Origin of the sequence: Paenibacillus sp. FSL R7-0179, assembly GCF_038002265.1 — a bacterium.
Classification (GTDB): Bacteria; Bacillota; Bacilli; order Paenibacillales; family Paenibacillaceae; genus Paenibacillus_AQ.
Window position 1 is genome coordinate 168,819 of the sequence record NZ_JBBOCC010000002.1, and the last position, 20,712, is coordinate 189,530.

Genomic DNA, 20,712 nt, shown 5'->3' on the forward strand with positions numbered 1-20,712 from the left:
TATGACTTGAATATGCTACCAGGTTCCCATTGGGGTGATACGTGTCTTCATTACATCAGAAGAAGGGCTTGGGGGAATGACCAGATAGAATTCATTGGAGCCTTCCTCAACGGTCTTCAGTGTAATGTTGTCAGGAAGGTTGATGCCCAGCGCCTCCTGGAGCGCTGCCTTCGGATCTGCAAGCAGTCTTTGTTTGAAAGCCGGATCTTCCCACGCCTTCTGAATCACCTGATTCTTAAGAACTCCTACTGACAATAGAATCACCCTTTCGAAATGGTTATAATTGCCTTTTAAGTATAGCATAGGCCATTCTATAATTCTATTGCTATTTACATAAATTATGAGAGATTCAAGTGCGTAGACAGCCAGTAATCAAGCCCCCCGCCCAGCAGTATTTGCTTCTGCTCTTCAATGGCCGTGGCGATCTGGTGCAGGTTCTGCACGAGCACGAGATGGAAGGATACCAGCAAGGGCAGCTGTAAGCTGGCCTCCTCCAGCATCAGATGGTTAGCTTGGGCCGTTGCTGCATATCCTGTGAGTCCGCCTGCTACATAGATGAAGTCCTTCACTGTTGATTCAGCGAGTGGCTCTCCGGCTGCAATCCCGGTACTGGAGCGTACCAGTGACAACAGGCAGTTATAGCTGCTGTCCTTCAGATCCTGCTCCCAATCTTCGTAGTCGTCAAGCATTTGCAGGGTCAGCAGCAACGTGTGAATCATCTCTTCGGCCTCAGGAATGGAGGAGGACTGGCCGGAGAGCAGCAGCGCGGCCGTGCTGCTGAGCTTGAGCGGGCTGGCCTTATGGGAGATACGGATGCGGTCATTCAGGAAGTAATCGCTGCCGGCTTCACCGCTCACGCTGTCCGCCCACTCACTGATGTAACGGCTGAAGCAGGGCCAAAAAGGGGAGTCTGCCGGGAACAGCGGAAGGTAGGTTGCCAGAAACTCTACATAGAGCAGATTGGCAAGTGGTAGCGCTTGCATTGCCGAGGCCTCCGGACTGTCCATCAGGTCATCCTGGAGGAAGAAATAGAGCATGAGGAAGACGTTGCCTGCGGACATCCTGCGGACCAGTTCAGGACTCAGGCCACAAGGGTCCTGGAGCCAGAAGGGGAGCAGGTAACAGATGTAATTCTTATGGCTGTCCGGGTTGAACACGTTGAACTGATCGAGATATGACAGGCCGCGGGCGTTAAGCGGCTCTGGAAACGCAGAGATCACCCTGCGGTTCTCCTCAAAAACCACACGGAGCTCGTCCTCATAAGCATGAAGCCAATCCATAGACTTATCTCCTGTCAATTATGTATTTTATTTTAAATATTAGGTAAAAAGTGGTTATTTGATCTTATTATAATCCTGCCCTGCTCCTAATTCAATCTAAAGTTTGTTGCTGTAAAAAACAGCATACATTTGCTGGCGCGGAGGCGTGAGGCCCGAATGTATGCGAAAAACAGCATACATTTGCTGGTGCTGCCGCTTTTACGCGGGTCATTCCGTTCACTCCACTGTATAAGCGGAAAAAGATTCTTCAAAATCTTTCTAAATCCAAAAAAGAAACCACCCCTTGGTGAAATGGAGTACCTGCACAACCATTTCAAAGGAGAGGTTTCTTCTGTATGTTCTATTGTTCTTCCGTAATGTAATCTACAGAACTGCCTCTGCGTCCAGCTTGGCGGCAAGCTCGGCGTATTCCCCGCGCAGGCGGACCAGCTTCGAGACACTGCGCTCCAGGCCGCCCGGCCGGTTGCGCCGGCTCCATAGCTGGCGGTACTGGTGCAGCAGCAGATCCAGGTCATGGATCTGCGCCTGAACCTGCGCTGCCTGGGGCTTCGGCTCGGCTGACGCAAGCTGGTGCTTGAGCCGGGTAAGCTGCACGGCATGCTTCACGAAGCGGATGCCGCTCTGAAGCTCTTCTATGACCAATCCGGCGTCGCTGCAATCCATAACCGGCTGCTCAAGCCTGGCTTCGAGGCTGAGGATGTATTGCTCCAGCTGGTCAAGCTGCTCTGCAGGGAGCTTAACAGCCAGCTGTACATGCTCCAGATGGCTTCGCAGCAGCATGGACATCTCTGTATCATTCGGGCGGACCGTGCCCGACTCCAGCTTATAGTAGTTGCCCAGATCAAGCAGCAGTTGCCCGATGGTTCCAGAGCGGTCTTGGAAGACTGTCGTGTTCAGATAATGCGCCACATCCGCCTCCAGATTCCCCTCTACATTCCAGGCCAGTGCTGCCCCGTAGGCGAATCCGGCATAGCTGACCGGCAGATGCTGCCAGTGGCCGAAATCGCCCCAGTCGGTAATCAGGTAGCCGATAGCGCCGTTTCTCTTGCCATGTACCGCAGCACTGCGCAGATTGGCGAGCATGTTGTCCGTTCGCCCGGTGAGCGAATTCCAGGAGCTGGTCCCCGGACAGACATAGAAAGGGATGCCTGCTTCCTTGAATTTGCGGGTATCCGCTTCAAACGGATGGGCCGCGCTGTACCCCCACTCCATGGCGATGATATCCTTCGGCAGCCGGGGGATCAGCTCAGGATGCTGGATGATGATATCGCCCCAGAATTGCATGGTTTTGCCGCGCTGCTTGACCAGCCCGTGAATCTTTTGCAGGAAGGAGAGGTATAGCTCGCCCTTGCCGGAAGACTCCGCCAGCGCCTGACTTGCGCCAAGTCCCAGTTCATAGGTCTCATCGCAGCCGACATTGAACATCTCTGAGCTGAAGTAGGGAAGGAGGTCATCGTACATCGTGCCCAGAAGCTGCAGTACCTCGGGGTCCTCCGTATGGAAGGTGCCGGGATGCATGAATAATCCTTCCGGGTATAAATCGCTATCGTACATCTGATCCGGGAGCATGAAGCCTGCGGGGATCTCTGCCAGGTGGTTGAACTCCGGCCGGGTCAGCCAGCCCTCCATATGGCCGAAGCTATTTTGATTAGGCACCAGCTCAATATACCGCTCGCGGCAGTAGGCATCTAAGCGCAGAATTTCATCGCCCGTGAGCGGAGTTTCCAGCTCCCATACCTGCGGGAAAGACTCGTAAGCGAATGGAGCTCCTTCTATATATAGCTGCAGCTGATTCAGCTTGAGATCCGCCATGAGATCAATGATCCGGTACAGGGTATCCAGCGTGGGGATTTTGTTGCGGCTGATATCAAGCATCAGTCCTCTGGCCGCGAAATCCGGCTGATCGCAGATATGCAGATAAGGAAGTGTCCGGCCGCACTGCTGCAGGAGCTGCTTCAGCGTTGCGGCTGCATAATAAGCACCTTGCGGGGAACCGTAAGCGGCAGTTAGGCCTTCTTCGTTAATGTGCAGCTCATAGGCACCTTCTGCAAGCAGTGCGTTATAGCGGAAAGTACATGCAGGAACTGTGGAAGACCGCTGCCCTATGGACAGAGGCAGATTGAGACGGACCGCCCCGGATGCGGTCTGTTGAAGCCTGCGTGCTGCGGGAAGGGCGGACAACTGGTCCTCACTGGCCAGCACAATGCTGCCCCGGGAAGGAAGGTGGAACTGTCCTGCGGATACCGTGACCTTTTGCGGGCGGGGGAAAAGCTGTAAGTGAACAACATCAGACATAGCGTGGACACCTCTTATTCATGTAGAATATGATCATCTTCATTATCAACATATCACTCCTGAACACATGGAGGAATGCAGTGTATGCCCAAGCTCATGGATTATATGATCAGCCCGTATCCAGTAAGAATTATTGATCCGAAGGTGGAGGCCGCCAGGCTGCGCCTGAAGTCGATTCGTGTCGGGCAAGCCGGCCATCTGCCGGGAAGAACGCTGTTTCGTTCGGGGGTCACCTTTGAACACTGGGCCCTTGTATATATAGTCGCAGGAGGCGGAACTTATACAGAGAACGGAGGAGCAGAGCAGCAGGTCCATGAGGGAAGCCTGTTTTTTTTCAGACCTGGTTATCACTACAGCTTCGGACCGCCGCCAGGCGGGTATTGGGATGAATACTATATTAATTTCAGCGGAAGCCGTGTCACCGAATGGCTCGAAGCCGGTATGATTGCGGGTGGAGAGGTAACCCGGGGAGATAAGGCGGAAGGGCTGGAAGCATCTTTTGAAAAGGTTCTGTCGTACATGGCGGGGGATGTTCCCGGTGATGCGGACCGGGCTGCACTGCTGCTGGAGGAGATGCTGTTGGAATGCTCACTGCAGCTCCAGGGCAGCCGCCGCCCGTGGCAGCAGGAAGCCATGCCGCTGATCCGGGAGGCGCTGAATGCCTGTATCTATGAGAAGCCCGATCTGCCGAAGATGGCTGAGCGCCTGCACCTCTCCATGTCTACACTCCGGCGCACCGTGCGGCGGAGCAGCGGGTATCCACTGCATGAATATATCCACCGGCTGAAGATGGCCGAGGCCAAGCATTTGCTGCTTAATACCTCGCTGCAGGTGCAGGAGATAGCGGGAATGCTTCATTATAGGGATAGTTTTTATTTTTCAAGGCTATTCAAAAAATATATGGGCCTCTCTCCGCAGACCTGCCGGAATCATATATGATTGAATAAACGACAAATTTCTACTTTTTACCTCTAAATGAGCTTGGTATAATGTCGTATTTTGCAGATTATTGTTGACACACAGAAAAAAACAGTGCTATGCTCTAGATAATATTAGCAGTTCTAGAATAGTACTTCTAGACTAGCCGGAGATGAGACTATTGAGAGAGTATTACTGCATCAGTTGCCGCAGTCTCCATAAAGTGGTAGGACCAAGTCATACCTTGCGTATTCTGTCCACCGGGTATCATATCGTTGGCGAACAGCGCTATCAAATTTGTATATGCAATAAGGCCAAGCTGGAGCAGGCTGTTCCGGCGGCGACTGAATAGACTGTGCCGGGTGAACTCACCGGATAACTGGAGACATCCTGTCTTTGGAAGAGCCTGTCCCTGAAGGGGCAGGCTCTTTGTCATGCCTGGAGCCGAACTGGATAATATTGCATGCGCTATCATTTGATAAGCTGGATAGAGCTGGTTAATTTTTCATGAAAAAAGAAGAATTATACCCATTTTATTTTCAAAGTAAACGCTATCATTAGAAAACGAAACTTGTTATTGTGATTTTTCTCATGTATGATGCTTTTAAACATAGCTTAGAACAAACTCGAATTTTCCACAAACTGGAGAATAGGGTGGTGGGATGAACATTAAATTAACAGCAGAAGATCGCACTATCGCCTTTTTTAGAATCTTTTCTTTGTCCCTCACATCGTTTATGTACCTCATGGTTCCTGCGGGACCTTCCGTAATATACAAATCCCTACTAATCATCGTGCTATTCTTATTTGCCCAACTATTCCCGTACTATTACCGGAGGTTCCATGCAAAAGCCCGTCCGCTCATGCTCTTGATCAGCCTGGAGACGGCACTCATTGCGGTGTTGATGTTATTTACTGGAGGATACGATAGTCCTTTTAAGCTATATGTACTGAATCCTGTGCTGTTTGCGGCGGGTGCGTTATCTTTTTATTTTGCCTGGAGCCTGATTGTGGGCTATATTGCCATTGTGGCAGCATCGGGCTATATGGATTCCGGTTCTCCCGGTCCTACGATTCCAGAAATTATGCTTGCCAATGGTAACCTGTTTCTAGCCCTGGCTCTCGCGGTTATAGTTATGCAGATGGTTAAGGGGATAAAGCGGCAGCGGGAGGAAGCGAACGCGCGGACCAACGATACCATGGAGCATATCAAATCGCTTTATCACATCGTGGAAACATCGAGCCAGCATGACTTCATGAATATTGGCCAAGTCATTACCGATTATGTGGTCAAGCTTACCAAGCTGGAGAAGGCCCTGTTCTGGTTCGCCAAAAAAAGCGGGGAGCCTGCTCCGCAGAGCCGTCAGACAGGATGGCAGCATGAGGAGGAGCGCTTTCTGTTCATGGAACTGGAGAAGCATGAGCATGAATGGAGGCTGCAGCGTGAACCGGTATTCAAAAGTATGCCGGGAATCGGCGACTTCCTGCTGATGCCGGTAAGAATGAGCACCCGGTTCGTCGGGATGATTGGCGTGAAGCTGGAAGCCTCGGAAGGGCTGGAGGGCCGCCGGTGGTACATCCAGCAGCTGATGTTCCTGTCGGAGCTGAGTGCAATTATTCTTGAGCGCCATGAACTGGGCGTGATCGAGAACCGGCTGATCATCACGAACGAGCAGAACCGGATCGCCGATGAGATGCATGACAGTGTGTCCCAGAGTCTTTTCGGCATCGTCTATGCGACCCATTCCCTGAAGCAGACCTGGCGGAAAATGTCTGAGCGGGAGCTGGAGGAGCAGATTGAGCTTATCCATGATTCAGCCACCAAGGTGGCCAAGGAGCTGCGGATTACCATCTACAGCCTCAGCTCCAAGAAGAGCGGCGGCCCAAGCTGGCTTGGGATGGTGCGCTCGCATCTGAAGAGCCTCTCCCGGCTTAACGATGTTGAGATTGAACTGAAAATAACGGGGGATGATTTCAGTCTCCCTTATCCTTACCACAAGGCACTCTTCCGGATTATCTCCGAAGCTACCGGCAACGCCATACGACATGGTGCTGCCAGCCGGGTGGATGTAGAACTGTCACTTAAGCCGAAATGGATTAGACTATCGATTGTCGACGATGGCGTCGGTTTCGATGCCGATCTGATCTGGGCTGAATCCGAGGATCACTCAGGCGGACTGGGAATGAAGAATATGCAATATCTGGCACAGTCCCTTGGAGGCGATTTCCAGTTAACCAGCAGCGAGAACGCTGGAACCAGAATTTTAATCTCTATACCTGTCGGTGTGGCTGAACTGAAAAATGCATAAACTTTAGGCAGGAGGTCGTTCAAGTGAAAATCGTCATTGTTGATGATCACCCTTTGGTGAGAAGAGGATTGGCATCTGTGATATCGATGCAGTCCAATCTGCAGTTTGCCGGCGAAGCAACGAATGGCCAAGAAGCTCTTCTCGTCATTGAGGAGATACAGCCTGATCTTGTGCTGATTGATCTGAAGCTTGCCGATGAATCGGGCCTGGATATTATCAAGGAAGCACGCGTGCGGGGATTCTCATGCAAGTTCATCCTGCTTACGTCCTCAGCCAGCCGGGAAGATTTCCTGAAGGCGGAGGAAGTGCTGGTAGACGGTTACGTACTGAAGGAAGCTCTGCCTGAGGAATTGCTGTTTGCAATTCAACTGGTCCACAAGGGCAGGAAGTATTACGATCCTGGCCTGATGGAAGATAAGATGCGCATGAGCGGCAGCAGTCCGACGGATGAGCTTACACCCAAAGAGAAGGAAGTTCTGATCGAGCTGGGACAGGGGGCCTGCAACCGCGAGATTGCTTCACGCCTGTTCATCAGCGAATTCACCGTCAAGAAGCATGTCAGCCAGATTCTGGCGAAGCTGCAGGTGGCGGACCGGACGCAGGCGGCCTTATATGCCAATGCGGTCGGACTTACCAAATATGAGATGTCATACGATTAATAATCATCCCTGTGAATGATCGGGGACGGAGCACGGACCACGTTGTCCGTGTTTTTTTGCGTTCCGGGAAATCAAACCGAACACAATGGATGGCTGTGAGGTCCACGGCCCGAATGTATGCGAAAAACAGCATACATTATGCTCGCAAGCGGGCTCACGGCCCGAATGTATGCGGAAAACAGCATACAATATGCTCGCAAGCGGGCCCACGGCCCGAATGTATGCGGAAAACAGCATACATTATGCTCGCAAGCGGGCCCACGGCCCGAATGTATGCGGAAAACAGCATACATTGCTCGCAAGCGGGCCCACGGCCCGAATGTATGCGAAAAACAGCATACATTATGCTCGCAAGCAGGGCTGATAAGGCGTACCCGCATCCCTCACCCGGCTGGGTGATTATTGTGTTTGGCCAAGTAAACACCTGAAGGAGGCAAGGCTCACCGGAGGTGTTAGCATTTTCCATGGATATGGTACTAAAGTATACCATCCACCCCCTCTGGCGGACCAAACGCAGTCACTCGAAAGTGAAGTGTAAAGTGATGCTAGGGGGCATGTGATAAATCCTGCGCATTGTTAGAATAAAAGCAAGACATCTGAAACTTTCATGATTGCTTTCAAAACGAACACAAGCGGAAGGAGGGTTACTGTGGAAAAGACGATTTTGGATTACATTAACCTGATAAAGAAAAAATTATGGTTAATCATGGTATTTGTACTTATCTCCTGCGCCACCACCTTCTACGTCAGTAAAAACTTCGTTGCGCCCGTCTACTCCGCCTCTGGACAGCTACTGGTCAACAACGTTGTGAATGTCCCCGAGAGCAATAATCTCAACGCACTGAACTTCAGTCTTAACCTCATCGAGAGCTATAAGGAAATCATGAAGTCGCCAACCATTATGAAGAGTGTGATCGCGGAGCATCCCGAGTTCGGTCTGACGGCGGGCCAGCTGGCTGCCAAGCTGCAGATCAAATCCTCGGAGAAAAGCCAGGTGATTAATCTGACCGTGGAGGATAAGGATTACGGCACCGCAGCTACGATTGTAAACGCGGTTTCGCAGACCTTCATCCGCAGCCTGCCGGCACTGATGAACCTGGATAATGTAACTTTCCTGACTCCGGCTGATCCTGCAGCCCAGCCTCTGCCGGTCAACGGCGGGGTGACCATGAATATTCTGATTAGCTTCGTGGTGTCACTGATGGCAGCGGTCGGGATTATCCTGCTGATGGAGACGCTGAACGGTACGCTGAGAAACGAGAAGGAAGCGGAATTCGAGCTTGGCCTTCCGGTCATTGCCAGTATTCCGGCCATCCGCAAACGCGATTTCGGCACCACGGATAAAGATAAGGCAAGAGTAGGGGAGGGCAAATATGTTACGGCTGAATAGAAGTCTAATCGCGGATATGAACCCGTCATCGCATGTGTCCGAATCCTTCCGCTCGCTGCGCACGTATATCCGCCAGCTCGGCTTGCTGAAGGGACCAGGCGGTCAGGTGCTGCTCTTCACTTCAGCAGAGGGCGGCGAAGGCAAGACCACCATTCTCTCCAATCTGGCCGTATCCTTCGTACAGGACGGCAAGAAAGTGGCGGTGGTGGATTGTAACCTGCGGAAGCCCGGCCTGCATAGCGTCTTCGATGTGGAAGGCAGCCAGGGGCTGGCAGCTTACTTAAGCGGCTACGAGGAAGCCAAGGACGTTCTGGTATACGGCAGCTTGGCGAATCTGGCAGTCATCCCTGCCGGAGTGAGTACGGTCAGTCCGCCGGATCTGCTCGGCAGCGAGAGAATGACCGGGCTACTTAGGGAGCTGAAGGCCAGCTTCGATCTCATTCTGCTGGATTCCCCGCAGGCGGTCGATTACAGCGATGCACGGATTCTGGCCCCGCTCTCGGATGGAGTGGTTATTGTCGCCAGACACGGCCGGACGAAGCGTGAAGCTCTCCGCAAGCTGAAGGGTCTCATGGAACAGACAGGTGTAAGGATTCTCGGAATAGCAATGAACCAGACCAAGTAGAACACGACAGCAGCAATGTGAACGAAACTATTGGGAGGTATGTGTGATGAAAAAGGTAAAAAAGGTAATTATCCCGGCGGCCGGGTTAGGCACACGTTTCCTTCCGGCAACCAAGGCAATGCCCAAGGAAATGCTGCCTATTATCAACAAACCGACGATCCAGTATATAGTGGAGGAGGCCATTGCCTCCGGGATTGAAGACATCATCATTGTAACCGGTAAGGGAAAGCGGGCGATCGAGGATCATTTCGACAACGCCTTTGAGCTTGAATCCCGGCTGCTGGAGGACGGTAAGCTGGAACTGCTCAAAGAGGTGCAGCGGTCCTCCAAGGTGGAAATTCACTACATCCGGCAAAAGGAGCCCAAGGGTCTCGGCCACGCTGTATGGTGTGCCAGACGGTTCATCGGCGATGAGCCGTTCGGCGTTATGCTCGGCGATGATATTGTAACCGGACAGGTCCCTTGCCTGAAGCAGCTGATCGACCAGTATGAGGAGACTCAGAACTCGGTGATCGGGGTACAGGTCATCCCGGATGAATTCACGAACCGCTACGGGATTATTGAGCCGGATCTGCAGGACGGGAAGCTCTACCGGGTGAACAACTTCGTGGAGAAGCCGGCACTTGGCACGGCACCTTCCAATCTGGCGATCATGGGCCGTTATGTATTTACCCCTAAGATCTTCAAGTATCTTGATCTTCAGGAGAAGGGTGCAGGCGGCGAGATTCAGCTGACGGATGCCATTCAGAAGCTGAACCAGAGCGAACGTGTCTACGCGTATAACTTTGACGGTACGAGATATGATGTCGGCGAGCGGCTCGGTTATATTTTGACCACACTGGAATTTGCCTTAGAGAGCGAAGATCTGCGTTATCAGGTCATGGATGCTATGGCGGAATGGCTGAATAAAGCGGGACAGACCACGATCAGCAGCTAAAGACAGTTCCCCGAGAGTGAGCGATACAAGCCGGAGTCAAGAAGTAAGACTGCATAAACCTTTACGAGAAATGAGGAGAGATGAGCATGCAAAAACTGCCGGAAGACTATGAGGCCGTCCTGCCGAAACTTTACATGCTGCATTCGGGTGAAGAAAGCAAGGGAATGGAATCCTATCTGGTCATGAAGCGGATCATCGACATCTTGTTCTCTGCCCTGGGGCTGCTGTTCCTGCTTCCGCTCTTCGCAGTGGTGGCTGTCCTGATTAAGCTGGAAGATCCGAAGGGCAAGGTGTTCTTCCGCCAAAATCGGGTCGGCAAGGACGAGAAGCTGTTCCCCATGTACAAGTTCAGATCCATGGTCTCTAATGCCGAGGAGCTGAAGGAGAGTCTCATGGCCTATAACGAAGTAAGCGGCGCGATGTTCAAGATCAAGAATGATCCCCGCATTACCCGGATTGGAAGATTCCTGCGCAAGACCAGTATTGATGAACTGCCGCAGCTCTGGAACGTGCTGATGGGGCATATGAGTCTGGTGGGTCCCCGTCCTCCGCTCGTTGAAGAGGTGGAGCAGTATACGGAATACGACAAGCAGCGGCTGATGGTAACCCCCGGCTGCACCGGCTACTGGCAGGTGAATGCCAGAAACAGCGTCGGCTTCGACGAGATGGTTCAGCTGGATCTCACGTATATCCACATGCGCAGCACGATGCTCGATCTGAAGATTATCGTCAAGACAGGCCTGATGCTGCTCGGTTCCAAGAATGCTTATTAAAAATATGGAAATTAGGTGATGCCGATGTTCGTACACGGAGCTGTACCTGAGATTTCCATTATCATATGCACCTATAACCGGTCGGCGCTGCTGGTCAAGACTCTTCATTCGCTGCTGCCGCTGGAGAATTTGCACCAGGCCGAAATCATCGTCGTGGATAACCAGTCCACGGATGATACGGCGGCCGCCATTAAGGGGTTCATCGAGACCTATGGTGCCGATATGGATATCCGTTATCTGCTGGAGCCGGTTCAAGGGCTGTCTGCAGCCCGGAACACAGGAATTCTGGCTTCCAAATCGCAGCTCATCGCCTTCCTGGACGATGATGCGATCCCTTGCCGGACCTGGATTACAACCATTGTGAACACCTTCGCGGATAAGCCGGAGGTGATGGCGATGGGCGGCAAGATTGCTCCGATCTTCGAGAGCAAGCGTCCGGATTGGCTGATCAAGCCGTTCGAGCTTCCGTATACGATTGTCGATCTGGGGAACCGGATCAAGGAGTATCCGAAGCGGCTTCACCCTTGCGGTGCCAATATGGCGATGCGCAAGCCGGTGTTCGATATCAGCCTGTTCCCTCTGGAGCTGGGCCGCAAGGGCGATTCGCTACTATCGGGTGAAGAGACCTGGCTGTTCAGCCAGCTGCAGGAGGAAGGGCATTCGATTCTCTATCATCCTGAGATGGCCGTGGATCATTTCGTTCCGGCGAACCGGCTGACGGAGGACTGGATCATGAAGCGGTATTACAGCCAAGGGATATCGAACGCTATGAAGAGTGAAGGAATGAAAGGGCATCTGCTGCTCCTGGGCAAGACAGGCGCCAAAGTGATCTACATCCTGGCAGATTCCATTCTATCCCGCAGTAAGGGAAGGAAGCTGCTGAATAAATGCCGGCTGGAGAGTATTCGCGGAACTCTCCATATGATTCTTAACCGGAAGAGGGAATCCGCAGCGGGGTGAGGGGAGGACGCGCGATGACCAATTTTGAGTGGGGCACCAAAATCAATAGTCTGCCATACGGAATGCTCTATCTCGTAACTGCACTGTTCCTCGGAACAGCCGTCATCTTCCAGCCGGTCATCGCAGTAGCAGCCGTATTCTTCATTCTGCTGCTGGTTGCCTCCCTGTCACGCCCCGAGCTGATCAGCTATTTCGTTCTGCTGACCACGGCGGTCTCGATTAACTTCTTGTACAGCGGGAGTATGTTCGGTATTGAGATCCTGTCGCTCTATAAGCTGGTTATTCTGATGCTGCTGGTGCCGTGTATCCTGGTCAATGGCCTCAGGTTCAAGCTTAGCTCTCCCTTATGGGCGATGCTGGCCCTGATTCTGCTCACCTTCAGCTTCTCCATCTGGCTGCCGGAGATGAGCACATCGATTGCGGTCAAAGCCTTCATCGGACTGTCTCTGCCCTTCGTGCTTCTGCTGATCAACTGGAAGAAGGAGGTTGCCGGGAAGCAGATCCGGATCATTACCCTGCTGCCGCTGGTCAGCATGCTGATAGGCGTGGTGCTGCAGGCTGCGAATATACATTCACTGGTAGCCGTGGAGTTCACAGGTGCGGTTCGGGTGCAGGGGGCCAATATTCCGCCTCACCTGGCGATGCTGGCCTTCATGGGAGTAGCAATCGCGTTCATCGAGATCAAGCGCAGTCCGCAGTATATCCGGTTCAATTACATCATGCTGGGGCTGAATTTCTTCATTCTGGTGATCACAGGCACGCGCGGTCCGATTCTCGCCCTGGTGCTGATGGTGCTCTATTACTTCTATGATATCTCCCGCGCTTTTCTGAAGGGGAAGAAGAAGTATCTGATCCCGCTGCTGTGCTCGCTGCTGGTCATCACCGCGGCGGTATATATGCAGCTCGACAACCTCAAGAAGCGCTCCTTCGAACGGACGACCGAGACGGGAATTGACCTGTCGGGGCGGGCGGAGGCCTGGGAGTACTTCCTGAACAAGGCGGCAGATTCGCCGCTTGCGGGACGGGGGCTTGGAGCCGTAACGGTGGCGAATGACGGAACGCTCTACGGAGGGTTCGTGGTTCCGCATAACGAATATATCCGCTTTTATTACGATGGGGGATATGTTGGTGCCATCCTGCTGCTGCTGTCCTTGCTCGCTGTGTTTATTATGGTATACAGAGTTCTTTTGCCGGCGGTCAAACCTTATTTCCTGCTCTTTATTGCAGCATTTCTGATCTATTCTTTCACGGATAACACGCTGTCGACGGTCCAATTCATCATTCCGTTCTGTTGGTACCTGAACTGCCTGTACCGATCTTCACAGCTGGCCGATTCCCCACAAAAAGAAGTGATACGATGAACCAAGTGAACATGTTCGATGTCAATTTCGATAACTATGACTTCATGGACCTGCTGGATTATATCGACAGAACCATTCAGGAGCGGAACCAGTCCTACATCCTGACCTGCAATGTCGATCATGTGATCAAGCTGCGCAAGGACAAAGAGTTCCGGGAAGTGTACTCTGAAGCAGGTGCCGTAGTCGCGGACGGGATGCCGATCATCTGGGCTTCCAAAATGCTCGGCAAACCGCTGAAGCAAAAGGTGTCCGGCGCGGACCTGTTCAGCCGCCTGGGCAATGCGTTCGAGCAAAGGCAATACCGGTTATTCTTCCTCGGTGCCGCCGAGGGAGTGGCGGAGCAGGCTACGAAGAATCTGAAGGCCGCCTTCCCGGGCATTAACGTAGTGGGCTGTTACTCGCCTTCCTACGGCTTCGAGCACAACGAAGAAGAGAACCGGCATATTATCCAGATGCTGACCGAGAGCCAGCCCGATATCGTGTTCGTAGGGGTAGGCGCACCGAAGCAGGAGAAGTGGATCTACCGTCACTATACCTCCTACCAGGCGCCGGTCTCCATCGGGGTGGGTGCAACCTTCGACTTCCTGTCCGGCTCAGTGAAGCGGGCACCGGATTTCATGCAGAGAACCGGCATGGAGTGGCTCTGGAGACTTAGTCAGGAGCCGGGCCGGTTATGGAAAAGATACCTTGTCGACGATGCCCAGTTCCTGGTGCTCCTGCTCAAAGAGCTGCGCAAACGGGGCAAGGTGAAGAACAGCAGTACAGATTGAAGAACGCGGCGAAAGACGGGAGGCAGGGAATGAAGATGCTAAGCAGAGATGAGAATAATCTGAATCTTCCATCGGCACAAGCCGTGAAGTCGGCTGTACTGATGACCTTGATCTGTGCTGCGGCACTGGCCCTGCCGCTGGCGATCGGCTTTGCCAGTGCGAATCTGAGCGCGTCGAATAGCCTGCAGGGCATCATTCTGGCAGGCATCCTCTTTCCGGCCTTGCTGCTCGCCCTACTGAATCCGCGGATGCTCATTCCGTACACGCTGCTGATCTGGGCGGTTGCCCCGGAGCTGCGGCGGATTGCAGACTGGTACGAAGGCGTGTATCACTCCGTTTCCCTGCTTAGTCTGGCCCCGCTGCTGACCGGAGCGACCTTAGCCATTCCGGTGCTGCGGGAAATTCACCGGATCCGCAAGTCCTCCACCCGGATCATGCTGTTGTTCTCCGTCGCACTGGCCTACGGCACATTGATCGGTCTGGCGAAGAACGGCATCGGCTCGGTATACGATCTGGCGAATTACATCGTACCGCTGCTGCTGATTCCCTTCTTCGCGGTCACGCCGTTTAAGCCGAAGGATATCGACCGGCTGCTGTACTCTTTTGCCAACATTGCCGTGCTGGTTGCGGTCTACGGGATCGTGCAGTATCTGACTGTTCCTCCCTGGGACGCCTTCTGGATGCGGAATGCCGATATGATGTCCATCGGGACTCCCTATCCGCTGGAGATCCGGGTCTTCTCGACCCTGAACTCTCCGGGTCCGGCTGCAACCTTCTTAGTCTTCGCTCTGGTGCCGATGATTCTGGAGAAAAGATGGCAGGGTACCCTGCGTTGGCTCGGTGTTCTGCTCGTAGTAGTCTGCCTGCTGACTACGCTCGTCCGGTCCGCCTGGCTGGTCCTGCTGGTGATGCTGCTGGTCTACATCGCTTCCTCTCCCTCCAAGGGTAAATGGAAGACACTGCTCCAGCTTGCCTTCGTGGCAGCCGCGCTGTTCTGGATCGTGCCGAAGCTCCCTGGAGCAGAGGGGCTGGTGGCCCGGATGGAGACCCTCACCTCGGTGCAGGAGGATCATTCCTACAATGAACGCCTCAGCCTCTGGACCAACATGCTGCCGATGGTGGCAGGCAATCCGGTAGGGCAGGGGATAGGCAGTGTAGGCCAGGGCACCAAGCTTGGCAACGGCGGAGAGCTGGGGGAATACGGCAATATGGATAACGGCTTCATCGCGCTGCTGCTGACCTTCGGTGTACTGGGCGCATTGTTCTTCTTCGGGGCACTCGGTGCGGTCATCAAGGAGATCGGCGCCAGAGTCACCCGCAGGAATGAACTTCAGCCTTACGCCAGACTGGCGCTGGCGGCGTGGATGGGAGCTGTAGCCAGCCTGATATCGGATAACGGCTTTCCCGGTCTTAAAGGGTATCTGATCTGGATGCTGATCGGACTTGGTCTCAGCGCCAAGGAGCTCACTCAAAGCAGAAAGAAGGGACTACCGCATGCAGCAGTCAAGCGCCAAATCACTACCCGCTAACCGGGTATGGTCCACCTTCCGGAGGTTCACGAAGAGTAAGGACAATAGCTCGGCTGCTGTCAAAACGATGTTCGTCAGCGTGCTGATCCTGCTGGTCAATATGCTGACCGGCGTACTGACCGCCCGTTATCTCGGCCCGTCAGGCCGGGGGGAGCAGACAGCGATGGTGAACTGGTCGCAGTTCCTGGCCTTCAGCATGAGCTTCGGCATTCCCTCGGCGCTGATCTACAACGCCAAGAAGAATCCGCAGGAAGCCGGGGTACTGTACCGGATCGCCCTGCTGATCGGACTGACGTTCGGAACCATTGCGATGACAGTCGGAATACTGGTGCTGCCTTATTGGCTGGGGTCGTTCAGTCATGAGGTAGTGGTCTTCGCCCAGTGGTCGATGATTCTCTGCCCGCTGATTGTGGTGTCGCAGATCAACAACGCGGCCTTCCAGTTCAGAGGGGATTACAAGACCTTCAACTGGATGCGGTACCTGGTGCCGCTGCTGACACTGGGAGCCATCGGGATTCTGATCCTGACCGGTTATATGAATCCTTATACAACTGCACTGGCTTATCTGGTTCCGTCGGTTCCGTTGTTCATCTGGATGACCATCCTGCTGTTGCGGACCTACAAGGTCAAGCTCCGGGATTCCTATCTTAATTTTAAAAGATTGTTCACCTATGGTCTGGGCTCCTACGGAAACGATCTGCTCGGACAATTCTCGGTATACATAGACCAGATCATCATTGCCGGATTACTGAGACCGGCAGATCTGGGGCTCTATGCGGTAGCGGTAAGCCTGTCGCGTATGGTGAATTTCTTCGCGAATTCGATCACGGTGGTGCTGTTCCCGAAGGCCTCCGAGATGTCGAAGGATGAAGCAGTTGCCCTTACCTTCAAGGCTTTCCGGATCAGTACTACCTGTACTCTGCTTGGAGCAGTGTTCCTGATGCTGGTAGCGCCCTTTGTCATCCCGCTGCTCTACGGCAAGGATTTCAATACCGCGCTTACCGTGTTCCGCCTGCTGCTGCTGGAAGTGACCATCAGCGGCGGGACGCTGATTCTGGCTCAGGTGTTCATGGCGCTGGGCAAGCCGAAGTTCGTATCCATCCTGCAGGGGGTCGGCCTGATCCTGGTGATTCCGCTGCTCTTCCTGCTGGTGCCGAAGTTCGGATTGTTCGGAGCCGGGGTGGCGATGCTCTCATCAGCCGTGCTGCGGTTCCTGTTCATTATTCTCAATATCAGGTACAACCTGAAGGTTAAGCTTCCGCGGCTGCTCATTAACGCCCAGGACCTTCAGTGGATGAAGACGACGATGAATTCGTATATTCGCAAGAAACCTATGGATGTGTAGGCAGTTAAGGGTTCGATTCAAGCGTTTAGAGTAAGACTCAAATGGCTTGTAGCTGGTTTAGCGAGCCGAGAACACGAGGCGAGCCCTTATCTGCTTAAAAAACCATGGGATGGTGTTGGAGAAGCGGAGGGGAAGTTTGGAGCTGTAGGAACGAAGTGTCCGCCTGAAAGCTTTTCGAAGAAAAGCTCGCATCGGAAGCATAAGCAGTTCTCTGATTTCACCCGCTAACAGCGGTCCAATCAAGGAAATCAGAGAACAACAGCGGCCAGAAGCCCAAACATTCCCCGCAGCGACGACACACACCAGACCATATAAGGAGGATACCTATCATGGATTCAGTAACAAGCGTGCTTGGCGGCCGGGGCAGCTACCCTGTCTCGGCGGTCATCATTGCCCAGGACGATGAAGTTCGGATATCCAAAGCGATTCAGTCCTGCCGGTTATTCGCCGATGAGGTGGTCGTAATCGACGGAGGAAGCAAAGACGGGACCGTAGGGCTATCCGAGAGCCTGGGATGCCGGGTGTATGTCAACCCCTGGCCCGGATATGCGAAGCAAAGGGAATTCGGAGTGGAACGTGCCATCCATGATTGGGTCTTCCTGATTGATACCGATGAAGTGGTCAGCGAGGAGCTGGCCCGGGATATCCTGGAGCGCAAGCCGGGACTGACCGATGCTACGGTGGCATTCTCGCTGTACCGGATTGGCGACTTCCTCGGCAAATGGCTGGATAAAGGCGAATACCTGGTGCGGCTGTATAACCGCAAGGAATACGGTATCCGCAACTCTCTGGTGCATGAGATGCCCGAGGTGTCCGAGGAACGGACGGTGAAGCTGAACGGAACGCTGTGGCATCAAGGCTTCCGCAGCATCAACGACCATGTCGCCCGGTTCAACAAATACACCGATCTGGAAGCAGAGAGTGCGTTCGCCAGCGGCAAGCCGTTCAAGCTGAGCCACCTGCTCCTGCGTCCGCCCGCACGGTTCCTGCAGAAGTACTTCCTGCATGGCCTGTTCAAGAAAGGCATCTCGGGCTTCGCGGTATCCGTCTTCTGGGTGATGTATGAATTCATGGTCGGCTTCAAGCATTACGAATTGCACAGCGCAGGCAGGCTGGCCCGGCATAACGAAGCGGGTCAGGCCGAGAAGGAGAACAAGGGGGAGAGAAGCTATGTCGTACAATGACGGACTCAACATTATGACGACCGGCCTCAGCTGGCCCTCATTACAGCCCGGAGGACTGAACACCTATTTCAAATCCGTGTGTGAACAGCTCTCCTCACGGAACCGGGTGCATGCCCTGATTTGCAGCCAAGAAACGCCGGAGACGCCGAAGGAACTGATCATCCACAATGCAGGTGATCCGAAGGAGACCATCTGGAAGCGCAAGGATGCCTTCCAGCGCAAGGCGGCCTCCCTGATGGGGGACGGCAGCGGGCGGATCGATATCCTCTACACCCACTTCGCCCCTTACGGCATCGGGCCTGCAATTGAAGCGAAGAAGCGGGGGATTCCGGTCATCATGACCTTCCACGGCCCGTGGAACGAAGAGATGAAGATTGAAGGTCAAGGCATCAAGCATAAGGTCAAAACAACGATTGCCAAGTCGATAGAGCATAAGGCTTACAAGCTGGCGGACAAATTCATCGTCCTCAGCGATTACTTCCGTAACATGCTGCACGAACTGCACGGTGTACCGCTGCACAAGATTACCGTCATTCCGGGAGCGGCGAATGTCGAGCGGTTCACCCCCGCTCCGAACCGGCTGGCGATCCGCCGGACCCTGAATCTGCCGGAAGGCGCGACCACCGTCCTGACGGTCCGCCGGCTGATGAACCGGATGGGGCTGCTGCAGCTGCTGGAAGCCTGGAAGCAGGTGGCGGAGAGGTTCCCGAACGCGATTCTGCTGATCGGGGGCAAGGGCCCGCTCCGCGGGGAGCTGGAAGAGCGGATCGCCGATTACGGATTGGGCAACAAAGTCCGCCTGCTCGGCTACATTCCCGATCATGAGCTGGCCTCCTATTATCAGGCAGCGGATATGTTCGTTGTTCCTTCCCAGGCGCTGGAAGGCTTCGGCCTGATTACCGTTGAGGCTTTGGCCTCGGGGCTGCCGGTGATGGCTACGCCGGTCGGCGGCAACAAGGAGATCCTCCAGGGCTTCCGGCCGGAGCTGCTGTTCAAGAGTGCAGCCAGCGAGGACATGGCGGAGGGCATGATTCATATGCTGAGCAACCGCAAGCTGCTGCCGGGCCGGGACGAGTGCCGGAATCATGTGCTGGAGAAGTACACCTGGCAGCATGTGGGCGACAAGATTGAATCTTTATTCCTCGAAACCTTGGGAAAGGGTGTGAGCGTAGGATGATCAAAGTCGCTTATATCGACCACACCGCCAAATGGAGCGGGGGCGAAGTCGCCCTGTTCAACATCCTCACCAACATCGGTGAGCAGATTGAGCCGCTGGTGATCCTGGCGGAGGAAGGCACGCTTGCGGAACGTCTGCGGGAGAAGGGCATCGATGTCCGCATTATCCCGCTGGATGAGAGCATCCGCAGCCGCGGCCGTAATGCCGTGAACCTCGGGGCTCCGGCGGCTGCGATGAAGCTGCTGGCCTATGGCCGCAAGCTGGCTCCGCTGCTGAAGGAGGAGAAGGTGGATTGTGTGCATACCAATTCCCTGAAATCAGCCTTTTACGGAGCCGTCGCCGCCAAAAAGGCGGGCGTGCCGCTGATCTGGCACATCCGGGATCACATCGGGGCGCCTTATCTGAAGCCGGTTGTCGCCAAGGCGATCCGGCTGCTGTCACGCCTGCTGCCGAACGGGGTCATTGCCAATTCCCACTCCACGCTGAATGCCCTGGAGCTGCCGCGCTCGAAGAAGACGCTGGTCGTCTACTCGGCTTTTGCTAAGGCAATAGGCGAAGGGATCGGACGGCGGGAGCGGAAGGACTTCAACGTCTTGCTGGTCGGGCGGCTGGCCCACTGGAAGGGGCAGCACATTGTACTGGAAGCGGCTAAGGCCTTCAAGCAGGACAGCCGCGTGAAATTCTGGCTGGCCGGTGACGCCCTGTTCGGGGAGGAAGAATACAAACAGGAATTAATTCAGCAGATGCAGCGGGATGGCATCACCAATGTCAGCCTGCTGGGTCATGTGGATGATATACAAGGACTCATGAACCAAGCGGATTTACTGATCCATACGTCGATCACTCCTGAGCCGTTCGGCCAGGTCATCGTCGAAGGCATGGCGGCCGGACTGCCGGTGATTGCCTCTAATGAAGGCGGACCGGTAGAGATCGTAGTTCCTGGTGAGACAGGACTGCTGATCCAGCCCGGAGATGCCTCTGTACTTGCAGACTCCATCACCTGGATGCTGAACCATCCCGAAGAGCGTAGACGGATGGCAGACAATGGAATGAGACGGGTGAAAGAGCATTTTGTCATCGAGAACACGGTCAAGGACATCGTCGCTTACTACAAAGGTCTGCTGGCAGTCACCTGACCTTCCCGCTCCATAATGCTTAAGGCTTGCATCACATCTGTCTCTAACCATGCGTTCACTGCTT

19 protein-coding genes are annotated in these 20,712 nt (G+C 54.0%); 16 read left to right on the top strand and 3 right to left on the bottom strand.

From position 1 onward, the window contains the following. Positions 1-15: 15 nt before the first annotated feature. From MKX63_RS17525 to MKX63_RS17535, 3 genes are all read right to left on the bottom strand, one after another. Entirely contained in the window at positions 16-264 is a 249-nt protein-coding gene (locus tag MKX63_RS17525) for an NHLP leader peptide family RiPP precursor (RefSeq protein ID WP_445321806.1), read from the bottom strand. A gap of 74 nt (positions 265-338) precedes the next feature. Then, positions 339-1,280, bottom strand: a complete 942-nt coding sequence (locus MKX63_RS17530; protein WP_341018890.1) for a hypothetical protein — start codon at positions 1,278-1,280, stop codon at positions 339-341. A 363-nt stretch (positions 1,281-1,643) separates the two neighbouring features. Beyond that, positions 1,644-3,575 carry a beta-N-acetylhexosaminidase gene (locus MKX63_RS17535; RefSeq protein WP_341018892.1) on the bottom strand — a complete coding sequence of 644 codons (1,932 nt, stop codon included), beginning with the start codon at positions 3,573-3,575 and terminating at the stop codon, positions 1,644-1,646. A gap of 84 nt (positions 3,576-3,659) precedes the next feature. Here MKX63_RS17535 and MKX63_RS17540 point away from each other — a divergent pair, with 84 nt between their 5' ends. From MKX63_RS17540 to MKX63_RS17615, 16 genes are all read left to right on the top strand, one after another. Then, a complete protein-coding gene (locus tag MKX63_RS17540) occupies positions 3,660-4,514 on the top strand; it encodes a helix-turn-helix transcriptional regulator (RefSeq protein ID WP_341018894.1) in 855 nt (284 codons plus the stop codon). A gap of 151 nt (positions 4,515-4,665) precedes the next feature. Further along, a complete protein-coding gene (locus tag MKX63_RS17545; RefSeq protein WP_341018895.1) occupies positions 4,666-4,845 on the top strand; it encodes a hypothetical protein in 180 nt (59 codons plus the stop codon). Between the two features lie 511 nt (positions 4,846-5,356). Beyond that, positions 5,357-6,802, top strand: coding sequence for a sensor histidine kinase (locus tag MKX63_RS17550; RefSeq protein WP_341018897.1), 1,446 nt, complete (start codon positions 5,357-5,359; stop codon positions 6,800-6,802). Between the two features lie 23 nt (positions 6,803-6,825). Next, positions 6,826-7,461, top strand: a complete 636-nt coding sequence (locus tag MKX63_RS17555) for a response regulator (RefSeq protein WP_036693598.1) — start codon at positions 6,826-6,828, stop codon at positions 7,459-7,461. Between the two features lie 649 nt (positions 7,462-8,110). After that, entirely contained in the window at positions 8,111-8,851 is a 741-nt protein-coding gene (locus MKX63_RS17560; protein ID WP_341018898.1) for a YveK family protein, read from the top strand. After that, positions 8,835-9,476: a CpsD/CapB family tyrosine-protein kinase gene (locus MKX63_RS17565; protein ID WP_341018899.1), complete on the top strand. Its 642-nt coding sequence runs from the start codon at positions 8,835-8,837 to the stop codon at positions 9,474-9,476. The genes MKX63_RS17560 and MKX63_RS17565 overlap by 17 nt, the downstream gene beginning before the upstream one ends. 46 nt (positions 9,477-9,522) lie before the next feature. Further along, on the top strand, positions 9,523-10,413 hold the full coding sequence (gene galU / locus MKX63_RS17570; protein WP_341018900.1) for a UTP--glucose-1-phosphate uridylyltransferase GalU: 891 nt from the start codon (positions 9,523-9,525) through the stop codon (positions 10,411-10,413). A gap of 80 nt (positions 10,414-10,493) precedes the next feature. Further along, positions 10,494-11,186, top strand: coding sequence for a sugar transferase (locus MKX63_RS17575; protein WP_341018901.1), 693 nt, complete (start codon positions 10,494-10,496; stop codon positions 11,184-11,186). A gap of 18 nt (positions 11,187-11,204) precedes the next feature. Then, a complete protein-coding gene (locus MKX63_RS17580) occupies positions 11,205-12,146 on the top strand; it encodes a glycosyltransferase (protein ID WP_341018902.1) in 942 nt (313 codons plus the stop codon). 14 nt (positions 12,147-12,160) lie between these two features. Continuing rightward, positions 12,161-13,507: an O-antigen ligase family protein gene (locus tag MKX63_RS17585; RefSeq protein WP_341018904.1), complete on the top strand. Its 1,347-nt coding sequence runs from the start codon at positions 12,161-12,163 to the stop codon at positions 13,505-13,507. Next, complete coding sequence (locus MKX63_RS17590) at positions 13,504-14,277, top strand: WecB/TagA/CpsF family glycosyltransferase (protein WP_341018906.1); 774 nt, start codon at positions 13,504-13,506, stop codon at positions 14,275-14,277. The genes MKX63_RS17585 and MKX63_RS17590 overlap by 4 nt, the downstream gene beginning before the upstream one ends. A gap of 101 nt (positions 14,278-14,378) precedes the next feature. Next, a complete protein-coding gene (locus MKX63_RS17595; RefSeq protein WP_341023081.1) occupies positions 14,379-15,806 on the top strand; it encodes an O-antigen ligase family protein in 1,428 nt (475 codons plus the stop codon). Further along, entirely contained in the window at positions 15,772-17,151 is a 1,380-nt protein-coding gene (locus MKX63_RS17600; RefSeq protein WP_076157063.1) for an oligosaccharide flippase family protein, read from the top strand. The genes MKX63_RS17595 and MKX63_RS17600 overlap by 35 nt, the downstream gene beginning before the upstream one ends. A 329-nt stretch (positions 17,152-17,480) precedes the next feature. Further along, positions 17,481-18,335: a glycosyltransferase family 2 protein gene (locus MKX63_RS17605; protein WP_341018907.1), complete on the top strand. Its 855-nt coding sequence runs from the start codon at positions 17,481-17,483 to the stop codon at positions 18,333-18,335. After that, a complete protein-coding gene (locus MKX63_RS17610) occupies positions 18,322-19,512 on the top strand; it encodes a glycosyltransferase family 4 protein (protein WP_341018908.1) in 1,191 nt (396 codons plus the stop codon). The genes MKX63_RS17605 and MKX63_RS17610 overlap by 14 nt, the downstream gene beginning before the upstream one ends. Beyond that, entirely contained in the window at positions 19,509-20,648 is a 1,140-nt protein-coding gene (locus MKX63_RS17615) for a glycosyltransferase family 4 protein (RefSeq protein WP_341018910.1), read from the top strand. Before MKX63_RS17610 ends, MKX63_RS17615 begins: the two co-directional genes overlap by 4 nt. Positions 20,649-20,712 lie beyond the last annotated feature (64 nt).